This is a genomic window from Brakhagea baltica (assembly GCF_052161605.1).
Lineage (GTDB): Bacteria > Planctomycetota > Planctomycetia > Pirellulales > Pirellulaceae > JBKCUI01.
Window position 1 is genome coordinate 945476 of sequence record NZ_CP197409.1, and the last position, 13980, is coordinate 959455.

The 13980-nt window shown below is 52.2% G+C and carries 19 protein-coding genes; 7 read left to right on the forward strand and 12 right to left on the reverse strand.

The window, feature by feature from the left end; translation table 11 throughout:
- The first annotated feature begins 149 nt into the window (after positions 1–149).
- From SH449x_RS03765 to SH449x_RS03795, 7 genes are all read left to right on the forward strand, one after another.
- Positions 150–1751, forward strand: a complete 1602-nt coding sequence (locus tag SH449x_RS03765) for a hypothetical protein (protein WP_482379982.1) — start codon at positions 150–152, stop codon at positions 1749–1751.
- Complete coding sequence (locus tag SH449x_RS03770; RefSeq protein WP_482379983.1) at positions 1752–2672, forward strand: hypothetical protein; 921 nt, start codon at positions 1752–1754, stop codon at positions 2670–2672.
- Positions 2672–3082, forward strand: coding sequence for a hypothetical protein (locus SH449x_RS03775; RefSeq protein WP_482379984.1), 411 nt, complete (start codon positions 2672–2674; stop codon positions 3080–3082). The genes SH449x_RS03770 and SH449x_RS03775 overlap by 1 nt, the downstream gene beginning before the upstream one ends.
- Complete coding sequence (locus tag SH449x_RS03780) at positions 3082–3753, forward strand: hypothetical protein (RefSeq protein ID WP_482379985.1); 672 nt, start codon at positions 3082–3084, stop codon at positions 3751–3753. Before SH449x_RS03775 ends, SH449x_RS03780 begins: the two co-directional genes overlap by 1 nt.
- Positions 3753–4820 (forward strand): hypothetical protein, encoded by a 1068-nt coding sequence (locus tag SH449x_RS03785; RefSeq protein ID WP_482379986.1) that lies wholly within the window; start codon positions 3753–3755, stop codon positions 4818–4820. Before SH449x_RS03780 ends, SH449x_RS03785 begins: the two co-directional genes overlap by 1 nt.
- Positions 4802–6082, forward strand: a complete 1281-nt coding sequence (locus tag SH449x_RS03790) for a hypothetical protein (protein WP_482379987.1) — start codon at positions 4802–4804, stop codon at positions 6080–6082. Before SH449x_RS03785 ends, SH449x_RS03790 begins: the two co-directional genes overlap by 19 nt.
- A gap of 127 nt (positions 6083–6209) precedes the next feature.
- On the forward strand, positions 6210–6527 hold the full coding sequence (locus SH449x_RS03795) for a hypothetical protein (protein WP_482379988.1): 318 nt from the start codon (positions 6210–6212) through the stop codon (positions 6525–6527).
- A 245-nt stretch (positions 6528–6772) separates the two neighbouring features.
- Here SH449x_RS03795 and SH449x_RS03800 read toward each other — a convergent pair whose 3' ends face one another.
- From SH449x_RS03800 to SH449x_RS03855, 12 genes are all read right to left on the reverse strand, one after another.
- Positions 6773–7090 (reverse strand): hypothetical protein, encoded by a 318-nt coding sequence (locus SH449x_RS03800; protein WP_482379989.1) that lies wholly within the window; start codon positions 7088–7090, stop codon positions 6773–6775.
- A 226-nt stretch (positions 7091–7316) separates the two neighbouring features.
- The gene (locus SH449x_RS03805; protein WP_482379990.1) at positions 7317–7718 is read right to left on the reverse strand and encodes a hypothetical protein; all 402 of its coding nucleotides are present in this window, start codon (positions 7716–7718) and stop codon (positions 7317–7319) included.
- 37 nt (positions 7719–7755) lie between these two features.
- Positions 7756–7965 (reverse strand): hypothetical protein, encoded by a 210-nt coding sequence (locus SH449x_RS03810; RefSeq protein ID WP_482379991.1) that lies wholly within the window; start codon positions 7963–7965, stop codon positions 7756–7758.
- Positions 7965–8282 (reverse strand): hypothetical protein, encoded by a 318-nt coding sequence (locus SH449x_RS03815; RefSeq protein WP_482379992.1) that lies wholly within the window; start codon positions 8280–8282, stop codon positions 7965–7967. Before SH449x_RS03815 ends, SH449x_RS03810 begins: the two co-directional genes overlap by 1 nt.
- 141 nt (positions 8283–8423) lie before the next feature.
- Positions 8424–8546 (reverse strand): hypothetical protein, encoded by a 123-nt coding sequence (locus tag SH449x_RS03820; RefSeq protein WP_482379993.1) that lies wholly within the window; start codon positions 8544–8546, stop codon positions 8424–8426.
- Complete coding sequence (locus SH449x_RS03825) at positions 8543–11053, reverse strand: DNA primase family protein (protein ID WP_482379994.1); 2511 nt, start codon at positions 11051–11053, stop codon at positions 8543–8545. Before SH449x_RS03825 ends, SH449x_RS03820 begins: the two co-directional genes overlap by 4 nt.
- Before the next feature lie 31 nt (positions 11054–11084).
- On the reverse strand, positions 11085–11453 hold the full coding sequence (locus SH449x_RS03830) for a hypothetical protein (protein WP_482379995.1): 369 nt from the start codon (positions 11451–11453) through the stop codon (positions 11085–11087).
- On the reverse strand, positions 11417–11779 hold the full coding sequence (locus SH449x_RS03835) for a hypothetical protein (RefSeq protein WP_482379996.1): 363 nt from the start codon (positions 11777–11779) through the stop codon (positions 11417–11419). Before SH449x_RS03835 ends, SH449x_RS03830 begins: the two co-directional genes overlap by 37 nt.
- Positions 11776–12060 (reverse strand): hypothetical protein, encoded by a 285-nt coding sequence (locus SH449x_RS03840; RefSeq protein ID WP_482379997.1) that lies wholly within the window; start codon positions 12058–12060, stop codon positions 11776–11778. The genes SH449x_RS03835 and SH449x_RS03840 overlap by 4 nt, the downstream gene beginning before the upstream one ends.
- Before the next feature lie 4 nt (positions 12061–12064).
- On the reverse strand, positions 12065–12982 hold the full coding sequence (locus SH449x_RS03845; protein ID WP_482379998.1) for a hypothetical protein: 918 nt from the start codon (positions 12980–12982) through the stop codon (positions 12065–12067).
- Positions 12979–13746: a hypothetical protein gene (locus SH449x_RS03850; protein ID WP_482379999.1), complete on the reverse strand. Its 768-nt coding sequence runs from the start codon at positions 13744–13746 to the stop codon at positions 12979–12981. The genes SH449x_RS03845 and SH449x_RS03850 overlap by 4 nt, the downstream gene beginning before the upstream one ends.
- Positions 13736–13978, reverse strand: a complete 243-nt coding sequence (locus tag SH449x_RS03855) for a hypothetical protein (RefSeq protein ID WP_482380000.1) — start codon at positions 13976–13978, stop codon at positions 13736–13738. The genes SH449x_RS03850 and SH449x_RS03855 overlap by 11 nt, the downstream gene beginning before the upstream one ends.
- Positions 13979–13980: the final 2 nt, after the last annotated feature.

Below are 13980 nucleotides of genomic sequence, written 5' to 3' on the forward strand. Positions count from 1 at the left end.
GAACTTACCCACGCGATCGCATTGGCCGACTTCTCCGAGCGAGGCCCTATGCCACTCCTGGCAGGCTCCCTCGAGCAATCAGCCTGGTTCGTCAACTTCGTATCCGCTCTGCAATGCCAAGACGCAATCGCGAAAGCTGAGGCCATGAAATGAGTAAGAAGGAATCTATCAAGATCCTGATCGAGGGCGAAGACCAGGCGTCTGCGAAGATCCAAGAAGCTGCGGCGAAAACACGAGAAGCACTCTCGGAAATCAAAGACGCTGGCGGAGAGGTAAAGACGTCGCTTAATTTCGTTTCTTTTCTAGCGGATCAGCTAGGAGGATCTGAGGTAAGTGCCTTCGTTGGTGAAATCACTTCTGCGACGGATCAGACGATCAAGTTTGCTCAGGTTGCAAAAAACGGTGGAGCTGGGGCGTTGGCTTTCAAAGCTGGCTTGGCTGGCCTGGTTGCAACAGCAGCTTTTTCTGTTGGTAAGTTCATTGGTGAATGGATTTTCCAAACGGAAAAATGGAACAGCGAACTGGAAAAAGGGCTGCAAAAATCAAAAGACCTGTCAGCTGAAATAAGAGACCTTGCTCAACAACGATTTACGGACAGCAAAGTCGATATTGAACTGATTCGGGATCCAGAAGAAAAGCGAGCTGCCTATGATCAGCTCTTGAAAGAAGTCAATACGAATCTTGTCGGTGTCGAGGGGCAAGCCAGGGCTAGTAAGAAAGCAGCCGAAGAATGGGCAGAAGCCTGGCAGATCACTGGGGAGCGAAAAGGATCCGCTCAACTTGCGCAACAACAGGCCGATGACGATCGAGCCAGGCTTGATCTATTAAAGCAGCAACAAAAAGAGCTTCAGCGAATTATAGGGATTGAAGCGGAACGGGCTGCGATTCGCGAGCAAAATCGAAAAGATGATTCTGACGATCGATACATTGAGAACCTTGAGAAACAGCTTGAGCTAGAGAAGGCAATCGGCGACGAAAAGATTGCTGTTCAGGCTCGGCAGTCTACTTTCAGTGATCCAGCCAGGGAAAGAGCTGAGCAGCTGCTGCGCGAGATGGAGGCCATTAAGCAGCTTCGTGAACAAGAAAAAGCAAGGGCTCAAGAGCTTGAAGCGGAACGTACCAAGCAAATCGAATCGGACCAAAGGTATCTCGAAGGCCTTCAAAAGCAACTTGAGCTAGAAAGAGCTGTCGGCGATGAGAAACTAGCCATCCAGGCAAGGCAATCTGCCTACAGTGATGATGCACGATCTCAGGCAGAGGAGATGCTCCGAGAGCTCGAATCTATCAAGCAGCTCAGGGATGCGGAAAAAGCTCGAGAGCAGGAACGTAAGGCCGCTGCTACTGCAATGATGCAAGAAGCAAGCCGTATCCAATCTGTCTACGACCGGGAAGTCGACAGCCTCGAGCAGCAAATCGTTCTCCTGCGCGACGGCAAAGAAGCCGCTCGGCAAATGGCACTTGAAAAGCAAGGTATCGCCAGAGAGGACGCCAAGCGATTTGTGGAGATGCAACGCCAACTCGAGGAACAACAGCGAGTCGAAACAACCAGGCCGACATCAACCAACACGGCCATGGAGTCTCGGGTTATGGCTCTAGGAAACGTCGAGGACAGCCCAGCCAAAGAGACGGCAAAGAATACCGAGGAGGCCAAGAAGATTCTTGACGCTATGCTCCAAGAACTAAAAGAGCAGGCTCGGCTTCGTAGCGAATCAACAGAACAACAAACCATAGAGCTTGTGGGGGTCGAGTAAATGGCAGTGCAAGCAGCTCTCAGGATGTGGTCTCGAGCCGCATCGAACGTTGACTCTCAGGATAATTTCCGGAGATTTGATGTTGGCTTTACCGAAGCTTTTCAGATTCTTCACGACGTTGGAGAACCGGAGGTCAACAAGTACTCAGCTCCTGGCTTACCCGCTGCGGGGAGTGTCTACCCGGGAACGAACTTTGTTTTAGCAGGTCGCGCTCGTATGCAGCAAGTCTCCCCGATTATGACTGTAGCTACCGTCGAGTACCGAGGAGAAATTGCACCGTCGAATGGATCGGGACCTCCATCGAGCAATCCGATCTCAGCACCTCCTACTATCGACTGGGACACAATTCTAAGCGAAGAGGAGATCGATGAAGATATTTACGGCAAGCCAATCGTTACTGCTGCCGGTGAGCGAGTGAGGGGCATCAAAGCCGAATTTCCTGATCTTCTGCTGACAGTGAATCGCAACTTTGCGTTTTGGAATTCCTACACTCAGGCCGCATTTGCTCGAGGCGTTAACAGCCTTGATTATGCAAACTGGCCGCCTGGTACCGGTCGTGTCGTCAAGCTTAAAGCGTCCAGCGTTATCGGAGATCCTGGCAACGGTTTTGGGTATTGGAGAGCGACCCTGCAAGTCAAGTTCCGTATTCCGTGGCGCACCACACCAAATAAGGCATGGTTCGCTCGTTGGTTTCACCAGGGCTACAAGTGCAAAAAAAGAATTGACGGAGATCCGGATGCACAAGGCAATAATCCTTTCAAAATTGTTCCTTGTGTCGATGGCCACAAAAGCGTCTCAACTTCGCCGCGTCCTCTTGATGTGAACGGTTTTCAAGTGGAGGACAACGACGAGAGCCAATTTAACTGGCGTGAGACTGAGCGATACATACCGATGGATCTTAACTTACTAGGATTTCTCTAATGGCAAACTTAACTCAAACCGCCGCCAACGTTGGTGTCGGATCGTCAAACGGTCGCGTTCGTATCGTCCAAGCTGGCGAAGCGATCACGAAAGGCATGCCGATTTACGAGTCGGCTGGCAAGTGGTTCCAGGCCGACGCGAACGTCCAGGCCGCATCGCAAGCTACCGCGATCGCCATGAGTTCTGCTGGCGTGGATGGTTGGATCATCATCGTCGAACAGCCCAATGCGTTGGTGAACCTGGGAGCTACGCTAGTTGTCGGTGAGACCTATGTAGTTTCGGCCACGAAGGGGGCGATCTGCCCGATCGGCGATCTTACGACTGGTGACTATCCCTGCATCCTTGGTACTGCAACCACAACCGCACTGCTTCGGACCGTGTTCTACTACTCGGGAGCGCAGAAGCCGTAATGGAACGAAAGCGGATCGCAGCTTTCACTCCCGAGCAAGCTGCGCGAACATGGGAAGCCACCGAGTACTACGAAAGGATGCTTGGATCGTCTGCGGCGGGGTTGGATTACCTGCCAGGGGAAAGAGGCATCCTGTTTCGCAACGACTCGGGCGAAGAGATTCCCCCATACGGATTGCTTTACATCACTGGTTGTGTTGACGACAAATTTAATTATGTCAAAGTCGACAAGCCGTCATCGTTAAACGTCATCCGTTCTAAGTTATTGGTAAACGGCCCTGAGCCTGTTGAAAGCGGTTTTGAGGGAACAGCACAAGCGGGGCCGGTCTTTCGCGTCATCCATGACGGATCAATCGCTTATTTGCCAGGCGATCGCGTTGGGTACATCAACGATTCCTTCCTGGCAGGTCTTAATCCAACATTCTTAGTCTTAGGATCGGACGACATTGCCGACGATTGCCTTCGAGTTATGTTCGACGACTCCACGCTTTATGGAGTCGCAGCCGGAACGATTACCAGCTCCATGGCGGGGAATGTTACAGTCTCAAGCCCGTTTGCTCCTGTGACGAGGACGCACAAGGCTAAGACTTTTTCGGGGGCTATCAATTCAGGAGTGCCGGTTAAGCTCTTTACAGTGCTCGGTGAGTGGATCGCGCTTGAGGTTTGTGAATAATGGGATCAATAGGCAAGTGCTGTTGCAGTGGAGATCAGTGCCTGTGTGATGCCGCGTGGAATCTATCTGGATGGAAGATCGATGATCTATGGGGTTTTGATTTGTCGGCAAGTTTTGAGCCAGCAACAGAGGACAAAACAGACCCTCAGTGCTGGCGACGTGGATTAAATTATTGCAACAACAGAAGCATTAACAACATTGTCAAAACGCAAACTATAACAAGCGACTGGTCTAGCCCAGTGTATTTGGGGTACAACCCAGCTATCCAGGCTTGCGATGGAAGAAACGAATTTGTCCCGAACTGCTCGTCTGGTTACTATGTCGATTTTGCGCAGGATTATACAAAATTTTCGTTTCGTATTTCGCAAAGAATGTATTGGTATGCGTCGTTCGAGGTGTCTGCTGAGGTGTGGGCAATATCCTTGAGCCCGACAACTTTTTACCTGTACGCTGCTGTTTTTTACTTTGCGTCTTTTTATCAAGTGCTTACCAGACGAGAGCAAGGACGCGTCAGGGTCGAACGAAGAACTTGCTCAACAAACACGCTAGTTAGCGACACAGACTGGCTATTGGACTTTACAGAGATAGACTTAACGGAACCCTTGCTAACATGCAATTCGTCTGACATCTGGAAATGGCCGTTCCCAAGAAATCCCCTTGGATGCCCGCCCAATGGAATACCTGAACCTACAGGAGAAGATTGCGGATTCGACAAAAGGTATCCGATTGAAATCGAGCGATTGAACTTTGACTGTGAGCTAGTCCCTGTCACCTCTAGCGGAAGCTTAGACCTAAGCGGTTTTTCGTTGCAGCGAATCAATAACGGCGGGCCTGTTAATTTTTCTGCCCAAGATGCTTTTTACGATACAAGGTACGGTGTAAGAATTTACAATTCCGCTCCGATACAATGCGACGACATCCCAGCAGAAGTAGAACTAGAATCTATCCAAAACGATCAAGTTGTTGGTCCTGTTTGGGGTAGCGGGGAGTTTAATATATTCACTCCGCCTGCTGCTTTAGAAGGCGGAAAAACCATACCAAAAAAAATATGGGTCAAGATATCGTAGCGTTCGAATCGCTTCCAGAATCGCTAAGGCAGCAAATTTTTGAAAGACTGCAAAGCATACCTGCAAATGCGGAAGTTAAAATACAGACGGTGCGCCACGAAAGCATATCGCACTATTCGCCGCCGGACTTGCCAATTTCTATTCCAAAGGATTGGATAAACATCTGGACGGACTTTTTCCACGTACAATCGCTTGAGCAACTCACCAAATGGGAGCAAGTTCTGTTCTCACTAAATTGTGCGTGCGTCAAGTTCTACCACACCTGGAAGGCCGACAACCCACCTGCTGATCCTGTTCCGTTCGAGTGGAAGTACAGGCTTAAATCTGCCGTCAACGAGAAACTTGGCAAACCCGATCTGTCACTAGACCAAGCTCGCTGGTTGTATCGCTTCACCGGCCAGCGTGGTCCGGTACACCACATGATCACGCGAGAGGATTTGGCAGAGGACACGAGGCACTTGGCACGACTGATTTACTCACGTCACCCAGACGTTGCTGGTATCGCAGGTGTGGCTCGCTCTGGCATGGCTCCCGCTGTTGATATCTCCTTGATGCTTGGCGTTGACCTCTACGAGGCTACACCCGACGGATGCAGGCTGCTAAGCGGTGGCGTTCGTCGAGTCGGGACGCTACACGGGGAGAGACGAATCGATAACGGACCTATCGTTATCGTGGATGACTCGACGTGCAGCGGCTACTCTCGCAAGCAATACCAGCAACTCGGGCATCCGTTTTACACTGTCTACGCAGGCGGCGACGGGAAGCGGATTGTTGATGGTTTCGCAGTGCCGATAGAGTTGCCACACCATTTCGAGTGGAACCTTTTTCACAATGGCGTACTGCTCGACAAGTGTGGTACATGTTTCGATATGGATGGTGTGTTTTGTGAGGATTGCCCGGCGGATTGTGACGACGATGGGCCGAGATATCTCGACTGGATGCGGCGTGTTAAACCATTGCAATGGAACATCGAGTATCAGGTGCAGACGATCATTACAGCTCGACGCGAAGTCTATAGAAACCAAACGCTAGATTGGCTTGGTCGGCATGGCATCCGAGTCAAAGAACTTGTAATGTTTCCAGGCACTTTCGAGGAGCGATCACGAACTAACGTAGCTGCATGGAAAGCAGAGCAAGCCATTGCAAGGAATCGCGGTATCTTCGTCGAGTCGGATTATCGACAAGCTTGCGAGATCGCTAGATTGATGCCAGGCTGCCAAGTAGTGAGCATCGAAAGGCCAAAGCATGTTTTGGAATCCTAAAGTGATATTCATTCACGTTCCCAGGACCGGCGGAACAGCACTGACGGAAATCTTCGGCGCGTTGCCATCGGTGTCAAAAGATGTACATCGCAATAAGCATTTACCGGCCTCTGTCGTCCGTGAGTGAATGCCCGAGTACTGGGAGACCGCAATTAAGATTGCCGTATATCGACCGAACGAGGAAATCGCAAAGAGTTGGTACAGGCACGTCCAAGCGAGCTTCCGTTCCGACTTGTCGTATGCCGATCAAACATGGATTGATTTTGTCTCGCGATGTCGCGGCATGAGCTTTGAGGATTTTCAAGCCAGCGAGACAATGCCAACGATGGAACAGTACGTTGACTGCGAAGGCGTCCAGGTCGTAAGCTGGACCGAGGCACGCGAGCAGATCAGCAGCATTCTTGGGATGCATTCAGCTTTTCCCACTCCCTGGCAGGCCTCTTGATTTCCGCCACTCCTTAAAACCATTGCTTCCTCGCAGCATCTCCTCCACAATCCCGGTCCCAGTGTGAGTTAGATACAGATCCACATCTTCCGACACCTTGATTGATCTTGGAATGTTACGAGGCTGTTGAGCATCGCGAGCCTTGCGCCCAGCTCCGACTCGAGGGCCACCGCGTTTCGGTTGCGTGTTGTCTGTCATCTACTACCCTGGTTGAGTCTCGTAAAACATGTTTTGTGATCCGAAAACTACCAAGCCATCACTGCAACAACCTTGGCGTTGCTGATATAAATCTCGTCGGCAAAGTCGGTGCCACGTCCAGCATCGTCACCAGTAATCAGGACGATACTGCCGCCGATGCCTTTGCTGTACTGGGCATACTTGACCATTGCTGACCAGGACTCAAACGCACATGTGCCAGGTAGCTCGTCGTCTAGCTTTTCGTCGCCATCCCATACAAAGCTATTTCCTAGTTCGTCGCCTACTTTGACTTCATGATCGCAAAATCGGAATCCACATACTTGACCGGCTGCAATCAATTCGTTTGCTTGTTGTTCGAGGCTCATCTTTTTATCTCCTGTTTGGCGGCTCGCGTTGTGCTTGCCTGACTCATGCATTGTCGGCAGATCGCCGACGAATGCAATAGCCGTAAGTCAATAAATCGGCATTTTGCCGAAAATAGTTTTGCGAAACCGAACCACGTAACAATTGATTGGATTTAAGCCGCCGAACTACCGTTTCCCCGATGGCAGCTTTTCACCGGCGGCTAAATCAATCAAACCGTTCGTCGGATCACTCAATGCTGTCGCAAGGCCAATCGATCAGCCTCGCGATCACATCATCTTTCAGTTCTTGGTAATCGCTGTACCGAGTCACGTATTTGATAAATCGCTCGTTCATTTTTCCATCCACCATAAATTCAGTAGCAAAATGATGGGACCCTATATCAGCGTGGTCGTGATCGAAGTCCCAGGATCGGCACCCAATCGCGGTTAAACTGATCGGCAAATCCCAGCCATCCCCAGTTGCCGAGAGGTATTCGACCACTTGCTTCGCCACACTTTCAAATTCTGCGCAACCGAACATCCGGCAAAATGGCGACTTCCGCAGCATCTCCTTAGCAAGCACCTGGGACGGACGAATGACCGACGAACAAAGCGATGCATCGGAGTCGCGTGAGGCTTGGTTTGACATGGTTACTTTTTCTTTCGCGACCCGATGATCGCTGACGTTACGTAGATTCGGCTTGAGGCTTTCTTCCACGCTTTGGGCGTTTCTTAGCCCACTTCTTCGCGCTGGCGATTTCTACCAGCCGAGTCCCGCCGCACGTTGCGACGTGTACTATCTCACCACGATCGACCGCCGATTGCAGCGTTGTCCTTGGCACCGAGATGACTTTTGCCGCCTCGGTTTCCGTGCCGTACTTTTCTGACTCAATCATTACCATGCCATCACCGCCACAACCTTAGCGTTTGCGACGTAAATTTCGTCCGCGAAATCGGTTCCGCGTCCTGCGTTGTCACCAGTGACGAGGACAATTTTGCCGCCGATGCCCTTGCTGTACTGAGCATACTTGACCATTGCTGACCAAGACTCAAAAGCACAAGTTCCAGGTAGCTCGTCGCTAGTGATCTCGTCACCGTCCCAAACAAAGCTGTTGCCTAGCTCGTCACCAACAGAAACCGCATGATCAACGAAACGAAATCCGCAAACTTGACCGGCGGCAATAAGTTCGTTGGCTTGTTGTTCGATTGTCATCTTTGCGTCTCCGGTTGTGGTCATCGTCGGGCGACGTGCTCGACTGATGTAGTAACTATATCGGCTGGCATTTGATTAGGCAATACCCAAACAAAAAGAATCTAGAAATTAACCGGGAAGTTTTCTTACCCTCCTGGCAGGTCAAAGCATCCAGCCGATAAGTTTGCCGATCCCCATGGATACCGCAGCGATCACGCACATCATTGCCGAGACGATCGCCAGCGAGATAAACATCTCATAGTAGTTGTCGTTGCTGTCCATCATATGCCGTACCTCTTTTCGTCTGTTTCGCGGCCTGCGATCTCGGTCGTGGTGAAATTCAGGTTACGATAGAAGTACTCGCGTTTCGAGCCCCCTTCTCGCTCCTTCACTTCCCCGTACTTGCGTTTCATCTCGACCCCGAAGTTTCGCAAGCTCATAGGCCGGTAGTTGTTGCTCGCGCACCAGTGTTGATAAAGCCCAAACAAGTGAGCAACATAGATTCTACTTCCTTCCGATACCTCGAGATAGTCGTCGAAGAAATCGAGTACCGGGTTGTTCTCCCGCTTGTAGTCGTCGATCGCAGCCTCGCTTGCCGAGGATCTGGTGAAATCTTTTTGATCTTGCAGCCTCTGCAATCCCACGATCGCCCAATTCAAAATGCCGCTGATCTCCCCTGAGTCGATCCAGTACTCGGCTTGGTCCATGTGCCGCACAATCCGGTCGGCTGGTACGGACTTATTAAACGGTACCAGAAGCATCCGCCGCCACATTCCTTTCGATCGATCCTTGATCTTGGGGGCCTTGTTGAACGATAAGATTAGCTTCGCGCTCGGCCTGCAAACGATGGGCGAAAGGTTCTTGCGGTCAAACTGCATGGGATCGCCTCCGGTGAACTGCTTGAGGATCCCCTCCGCGAGCGAGTCGATTTCTCCGACGTCGTTGCAGATGTTCGCAGCCTTGCCGACTACGGTGCCGAGGTCGAACCTGCCAGAGAAGTTCTCGAGGGGTACGTGACCACAATTGTCTTGGCCGAGCAAGGCGACGATCACCGCCATGAAAACGGACTTCCCGTTCCCCCCATCACCCATCAACGCGAGAAACTTCTGCATGTAGTTGCTCGACGTGAGCATGTAACCGCACCATTCTTGGAGCAACGCGATCCGCTCGTGGTCTCCCTCCATCGAGTATTCGATGCAATCCATCCAGCGTGGGCATTTGGCTGACGGATCGTAGGGATAATCAAGCCGGTTCGTTGCAAACCATTTCTCCGAGTGCGGCCGTAAATGGTCCTTGGTGTCACGACCCTCGAAGATCGCTTGCAAGTCCAAGATCCCGTTCGTCATCGAGATCCAATGCGGTTGGGATTCGTCCTCGAGCCAGCACGGTTGCGGGACTGAGCCAGGCAGCAAGCACAACGACTTTGTGCATTCGATCACGTTGCTGGTGAGGGTGGCCGAGATCTTTCGCACCGCCGTAGCTTCGCCCCCAGCCTTGATCGTATCGCGAAAGTCCCGTTCGAACTCGGATTGGATCGCCCCAACGATCTTGCCCTTGATTTCGTCCTTGGCGATCTTGCTGTACTTCCCAGCCTTGTACCGCCACCATTCGTCCTTCCAGTACTTCAACGTCCCGCCAAAGTTCCTGCGGTACTGCTCGAGGTTGATCCGTGCGAGCCGCATCGGGCTGTCGATCTCCTCAATGAGATCCTTTTCGTCTTCGTCGTCGGGCTCGAGAACCTCGGACTGTTCGGCCAGCTCCAAGAACTGAGTCCAGATCTCTGCCGGTGTTTGTCCCGTTTCGAGCTTCTCACAGATCCAGTCTCGCAGATCTTTGCCGTGGGAATCCTCAATCGGGTAAGGCAGTACTACGTTGCGAGACTCCGCAGCTGTGGAAGCGAAGGCGACGGACCAGCCAGGGCGTGATCGATTGTTGCTCTCGACGTAGGTGGCCCCCGATTGCCCTGAGTAGTCGCAGTCGTGGACCGTATAGACTCGACGGCCTCGGATCTTGTCGACCAGCCAGGGGATAGGCGTTTCGGTGGCTCCGTGCGGGTTGCAGATGACCGAGACGTCTGCCGGTGCAATGGTGAGCATCGCAAGCATATCGGTCGGCCCCTCCGTCTTCACGACAAGCCCTTCCCCTGGCAGGTACCGCCCCATCCAGCCCGAATCCCCTTTGTTGATAAGGTTCTTCACTTTGATGAACTCAGGCTGCTCCCCTGGGATCGGGTAGTACTCGAGCATGCCACCGGTGGCGTTGTAGATCGTGTACCCCACGACCGCATCGTTCGGCCCATGGATCGGCAGGGCGATAATCGAATCCTTGCCTCGATAGGTGCCAAATTGCGCCGCAGCCTGCTCGAGAGAAGTGAGGTTGATCGGGAACTTGCGAGCAAACCACTGGTTCAGCAACTTGGCAGCCGGTTTCGTCCAGTGGAGTTGTTGCAGCCAGTACGGCTCGTTTGCTTTCGATTTCTTCGACGTCTTCTTTTTCTTCGATGTGGTCGAAGCGATCCCGAGATGTTTCGCGATCGCTTCGACCACATCGAACGTGGATTTGCCGGTGAACCATTCGAGGACCGCGATCCCGTCCCCGAACTTGCCGCATTGGTTGCAGACTGCCGAGCCCGTCTCCTCTGAGGTGAGACGCCACCGATCTTTGCCGCCGCACTTTGGACACGGCCCATGTCGACCAGTCAAACAATCGGTAGGGATCGGTCCCACGGAAGAGAGGATCGAGAGCCACTGCCCTGTGGCTTTGTCTTTGACGTCGGAAATCTGCGCTGCCATGCTTAGGTGGGTTCGTTATGAGTGGGGATAATCAAGCTGTTGGGTAAATCACTGGCGGAATAGCATAGCTTGGTTGATATTGATAAAGCACGGTAAAGTTCACTTCAACGCATTTTGAAATCCGCTTCTTGTCCTTAACCATGTCGATAATTACATTGCAAGTCCTTTCTTTCCCGAACATCGTTCGCCATTTCCATTCAAACCACTGATCGGTTTCGGTCATAAAGTCGAACGGGTTGCGAAAGCTGCATCCTTTCCAAAGATCAAACTCGGTAAGCTCCAAGCTTTCTCGAATGATCTCATCAGCTATTCGCTTGTGAGCATCTTTCACAGCCTGAACGAAGTTGCTAGGCAATGAACCGTTCAAAGTCGATGCGGTAAAGTATTTTGGTTCACGCACGATTCCCCCTTTGCTTTCGCAATCGCTGCTCGGGCTTTGTCTTCCGCTTCTTTTCGTTGCAGTTTGTGTTCCCACATACCGGCATCGGTGAAGGGCTTTCTTTCGCTTGTGGACTTTAGTAGTAACTCTAAGGCTTCAAGCAAATCGGGAGAGGCTGCGATTAGCTTCACATTGGCCTCAATTTGATTGTGGATTCCGCAAATCTTTATTTCCTTCGCACCGACGAACGGCGATTCGTACGTACCTACGATCTCATGTTCGACTATAGCACGATCGTGCGGTCCTTTTGGCTTGCGTATTTCCCACGGTCCTGGTGTGTGACTCATGATTTCTCTTCACTCTCGGCAATAGCCGCCTTAATCTGTTTACATTGTTTGACAATTCGCGTCATGTCCGACTCACCGACAAACGTCGCATCAGCAAGCCACGAGACAATTTCCAGCATATCCGGAGCCGACGCGATTAGCTGCGCATTAGCTTTAATCATTTGCATTGTTTGGTCGGAACCACCGACAATGGCGACATATTCGTCACCAGCGAAGATTCTTCGACATTGCCCATCACGTAATGATCCGACCACTTCCCACGGTCCTGGTGTATGACTCATCGCCTTAAATCAAATCCGAATCATCGAGTAACGCATCGTCCAGGCTCACTGTGATGCCTGACTGTTCAACGGGCTCTTGCTTCGGCTCCTCGGTCTTACTAGGCTCTGCCGTTGCTGGCTCCTCTTCCGTGGCAGGCTGATTCGCCACCGCGATCTTGCTTCGCAGCTTGGCCCAGTGGTTCTTCATCACCTCGTAGCATCGCTCTTGGAGCTTGTCGGCCAACGATGGACCGATCCCCTCGGGCAACAGTTCTTGGAAGGACTTGAACTGCTTGGATGCTTCCCCTCGCAGATCCTCCATCTGGCCGCAGTTGGCGAACGTCTCGAGGAGCAAGTCCCGTTTCTTTGGCCCGAGCCCTGGGATACCGCTCAGCACCTCCATCGCGGGGATATCACGCCAAGTCGTATCGGCCTCAATCATCGCTTCGAGATCCTTGGGAAGTTCGATTGCTGGCTCGGTGGGCTTCTTTTTCTTGCCCTTGGAACCTGCCAGGGAAGGAACCGACGTTGGCAATTGCGGCCCGGAGAGTTGCAGATTGAAGAACTCCTCCAATGCCTCCTTCTGCTCGCGCTTCGCGTCCTTGAGTTCCTTGGCGATCTCCATCACCTTGATCGAGGCTTGAGCGTGCAAGTCCTTGGCCTCGTTCAGTCGCTCCTCGTATTCTGTTTGGGCTTCGGCTCGCAAGCGTTGCAGCTCCTCGCTAGTCTCCTCTGGTGTCGTCACAATCACCGGGGGCGTGTCCGGTGCAGGGACCGGTTCCGTTGTGGTGACAACAGGCTCGGGGGCGGGCTCGGTGGTGACGATCACAGTCTCTTCACCCCCTAGCAGGCCCTCCGCCTCGCGGTTCTTAATCGCAATCTCAACCGCTTCTTTCGTCATCTCAATCGCTTCGTCGAAAATATCCAATGGATCGACAATCATCGTTTTTTCATCCTTTCGATGTGTTTGTAAAAATACCGTCTCAAAATCTGGAACGTGGTTTTCTCGGCAAACCGCCGCGTGTCGCAAAAGATCCACTGCACCGCGAAGTCTTGCTGCCACGCAAGCACCTGGCGGTGGAAGATCCGTTTGTTCTCCGCTGCCGATTTGCCTTTGGTCTCGCGACACTGAGCAATGCACTGGCCGAACGAGCCCTCGACGACGATCGCCGAAACTTCGCAGCCTCCGAGGTATTGCAACGTGCGTTGGAACTGATCGCGACGATCGCCCCAGCCTAGCACCGTGCCAATGCAATCATCGATTGATTTCCGGTCGATGTGAACGTGGCCTTCGTGGCCCTCGATCGAGTAATCGCCGTGGCTCGCTCCGAGTGATTGCCGCTTGGTGGGCACGATGATAGGCCGGGAATCGTCTTTCGAATCTGCCGTCAATCCCGCAAAGGTAAACGGCAGCTGCTCTTGTGCGTCGATCAGGATCGTAAACGGGCACATGACCGAGCGGTCTTCGTCGGAATAGACAAAGGCTCCCAGCCGTGACTTGATCAATCGAGACTGCCAAAACTCTGGCGTCTGATCATCGAGGAGCGTGAGCCCCTGACCTGCCAGGAGGTAACGCAAGTGATTGAGGGTCGCTTCCCCAATGTCGGGCTGTGCGAGCACCTCAGCCGGTCGGATGCGTGTCCAGTCGGCAGGCTCCGTGATCTGGAAGTGGAACCGCAATAGGTCGAGCTTGGAATCAAGTACCATCGTCGAGAACTCCGAATGGGGTACCAACAGCAAAATTCCAATCGTTTAACATCTCTTCCCAGGTTTTTATTGCATGAAGAGAGCAAGTTGAAACTGTGCATCCTGCATCGGAAAACGATAGGATCTTATGAAACGGATAAGTAACTCCTACTGGGTTTTTCGCAAAGCAATAAACGATTTCGCCGTCACGTCTGCGATACCATTTGCCAACTTCTAATTCAATCTTACTCATCG

Excerpts from the sequence above, each read along its gene's own strand:
- SH449x_RS03765 (WP_482379982.1), top strand. The coding sequence starts at position 150 with ATGAGTAAGAAGGAATCTATCAAGATCCTGATCGAGGGCGAAGACCAG.
- SH449x_RS03770 (WP_482379983.1), top strand. The coding sequence starts at position 1,752 with ATGGCAGTGCAAGCAGCTCTCAGGATGTGGTCTCGAGCCGCATCGAAC.
- SH449x_RS03775 (WP_482379984.1), top strand. The coding sequence starts at position 2,672 with ATGGCAAACTTAACTCAAACCGCCGCCAACGTTGGTGTCGGATCGTCA.
- SH449x_RS03780 (WP_482379985.1), top strand. The coding sequence starts at position 3,082 with ATGGAACGAAAGCGGATCGCAGCTTTCACTCCCGAGCAAGCTGCGCGA.
- SH449x_RS03785 (WP_482379986.1), top strand. The coding sequence starts at position 3,753 with ATGGGATCAATAGGCAAGTGCTGTTGCAGTGGAGATCAGTGCCTGTGT.
- SH449x_RS03790 (WP_482379987.1), top strand. The coding sequence starts at position 4,802 with ATGGGTCAAGATATCGTAGCGTTCGAATCGCTTCCAGAATCGCTAAGG.
- SH449x_RS03795 (WP_482379988.1), top strand. The coding sequence starts at position 6,210 with ATGCCCGAGTACTGGGAGACCGCAATTAAGATTGCCGTATATCGACCG.
- SH449x_RS03800 (WP_482379989.1), bottom strand. The coding sequence starts at position 7,090 with ATGAGCCTCGAACAACAAGCAAACGAATTGATTGCAGCCGGTCAAGTA.
- SH449x_RS03805 (WP_482379990.1), bottom strand. The coding sequence starts at position 7,718 with ATGTCAAACCAAGCCTCACGCGACTCCGATGCATCGCTTTGTTCGTCG.
- SH449x_RS03810 (WP_482379991.1), bottom strand. The coding sequence starts at position 7,965 with ATGATTGAGTCAGAAAAGTACGGCACGGAAACCGAGGCGGCAAAAGTC.
- SH449x_RS03815 (WP_482379992.1), bottom strand. The coding sequence starts at position 8,282 with ATGACAATCGAACAACAAGCCAACGAACTTATTGCCGCCGGTCAAGTT.
- SH449x_RS03820 (WP_482379993.1), bottom strand. The coding sequence starts at position 8,546 with ATGATGGACAGCAACGACAACTACTATGAGATGTTTATCTCGCTGGCG.
- SH449x_RS03825 (WP_482379994.1), bottom strand. The coding sequence starts at position 11,053 with ATGGCAGCGCAGATTTCCGACGTCAAAGACAAAGCCACAGGGCAGTGG.
- SH449x_RS03835 (WP_482379996.1), bottom strand. The coding sequence starts at position 11,779 with ATGAGTCACACACCAGGACCGTGGGAAATACGCAAGCCAAAAGGACCG.
- SH449x_RS03840 (WP_482379997.1), bottom strand. The coding sequence starts at position 12,060 with ATGAGTCATACACCAGGACCGTGGGAAGTGGTCGGATCATTACGTGAT.
- SH449x_RS03845 (WP_482379998.1), bottom strand. The coding sequence starts at position 12,982 with ATGATTGTCGATCCATTGGATATTTTCGACGAAGCGATTGAGATGACG.
- SH449x_RS03850 (WP_482379999.1), bottom strand. The coding sequence starts at position 13,746 with ATGGTACTTGATTCCAAGCTCGACCTATTGCGGTTCCACTTCCAGATC.
- SH449x_RS03855 (WP_482380000.1), bottom strand. The coding sequence starts at position 13,978 with ATGAGTAAGATTGAATTAGAAGTTGGCAAATGGTATCGCAGACGTGAC.